Source organism: Brevundimonas sp. LPMIX5 (genome assembly GCF_003576505.1).
In the GTDB taxonomy this organism is placed as follows: Bacteria; Pseudomonadota; Alphaproteobacteria; order Caulobacterales; family Caulobacteraceae; genus Brevundimonas; species Brevundimonas naejangsanensis.
In genome coordinates, this window is the sequence record NZ_QWTZ01000046.1 from 1 (window position 1) to 788 (window position 788).

Sequence of the window (788 nt, forward strand, 5' to 3'; positions counted from 1 at the left end):
CAAATTCAGCCTGACTCAACTTCTGATTTAGTTTGTTCTGCGTGTCTGTCTCAAGACTCTTCACCGACTGCCTAATATTTTCAGCAGTCACGTTGAGTGCGCTGATATCCACTTTAGTTCTAAGACCTTCAGTCAGACGGCTTACACCAGCGTCGAGTGAGTTGGCTCGTTGTTTGAAGGTCGATTCAACTGTTGAAATCTGACCTTCTATATCTTCAGGAGCTTCTGAATAAGAAGTATCTACATCGCTTATTTCAAACTTCGGCATCCAAATCCAAACGGTTCCTTCCTGGTTGAAATTGAACAACCATTCATTTGTGGTCTGCTTGGATTCGTTTGTCCAACCTTTTGGAATATGGACAACATATCGCTTAATTTCTGTCGACAATGTCACATTTCCAGTTTTATATCCGATATTCCCTAATCGAGATCTTAGCATTATTCCATTTTTATTTGCCTTAGCATAAAAACTAATGGTTACATCTTGATTAGTCGTACTTCCGGGAATTACTTTCCCGAATTGACCCAGAGCTGGATAAGTAACCTTGGGATTCCCTCCATCACGGCCAGATGGATTCAAACCTATAATTTTAAGAGCCTTGTGTCCAAGATACTTACTTTCGCTATCGATAGGAGCCGTATATGTACTCGTTGTCCAAATTCCTGTTTTTGAAATATCCTGCTTGAATAGTGAGTTCAAGAATAGATTTCGACCGGATGCCTGCACACTCGCTATCTTACTAGAGAGCTCCTCAGCTGTCTGCGTGAGTTCTGACTTGCTGGCTTTA

1 protein-coding gene is annotated in these 788 nt (G+C 41.4%); it reads right to left on the reverse strand.

Annotation, left to right across the window (positions count from 1 at the left end; genetic code table 11):
* The coding region (locus tag D1604_RS15180) for a hypothetical protein (RefSeq protein WP_199683838.1) at nt 1-700 on the reverse strand (700 nt) is incomplete at its 3' end.
* Nucleotides 701-788: the final 88 nt, after the last annotated feature.